This window comes from Mesorhizobium sp. M6A.T.Ce.TU.002.03.1.1 (genome assembly GCF_003997275.1).
Taxonomy (GTDB): Bacteria; Pseudomonadota; Alphaproteobacteria; order Rhizobiales; family Rhizobiaceae; genus Mesorhizobium; species Mesorhizobium mediterraneum.
The window spans coordinates 1-828 of sequence record NZ_RZTI01000294.1 but is presented as its reverse complement, the minus strand read 5'-3'; the positions used below and the strand labels follow the sequence as shown (position 1 = coordinate 828).

Sequence of the window (828 nt, the reverse complement as noted above, 5' to 3'; positions counted from 1 at the left end):
CGCCGAACCCTTCGATCAGCGCTTCCGTTGCTTGCACATCACGAAATTGCGCCTGGATCTCGACGAGATGCCGATAGTTTTCGTCTGTGGGATCGCTGGCGAGCGCCGCTTCCGCCTGTTTCAGCTCCTTATGTAAGGTGCGCGCGCTGCGCTGCAAGTGGAGAGCTTGGCTGAAGGCGTCGCGGGCATCGTCAAGTCCGGCGGTTTCCAGCGCCGGCCATTGCCGCGCCCGCTTGATCAGCGCCACCGCGCGCGCCCAGATTTCGCCGCAGCCGGCCCGTTCGATCGTCGCGATCACCGCGTTGCGGTCGTTGGCCATGTCATGGGCCATCGCGTCGAGAATGGCCGCGTGCAATCGCTTCAGATCGGTGTTGGCGAGGTCGAGGAACTCGACATGGGCGAAATTCTCGTCGATCAGCGCCGGATGATTAACAAGAGCTGCAATGATCGTCGCCTCGCGCACCGACATTCCCTCGCTGCTGCGCTTGACCAGCGCCGAACGGCCGAGGCTTTCGGTGATCGCGGTACGTCCACCGCCGCCGCGTGCGAACTGTCCGCCAGGAGCTGAGCCCTTGCCCTGAAAGCGCTCGCCGGGCCGCCCACCTTGACGCCCATCTTGACGACGCTCTTGGCGCCCGCGCTGGGCACCAAAAAAGCTTAGCACCCGCTCGCGCATTTCCTGTTGGTAGTGATAGCGCAAGCTCTCGTCGCGGATGCGGCTGGTCAGTTCGCGCAGCGTTTTTTCCAGTTCCGCCCGCCGCTCCGGCGTGTCGAAGATGCCGCCGGCCGTTTCGCGCACCCACAAAAGGTCGGCGAGCGGCCGCGCCT

Annotated in this window: 1 pseudogene; it reads right to left on the bottom strand. The window is 64.6% G+C overall.

Annotated elements, in window-relative coordinates:
• Positions 1-828: pseudogene (locus tag EOC93_RS33600) on the bottom strand (DNA primase); the annotation flags it as partial.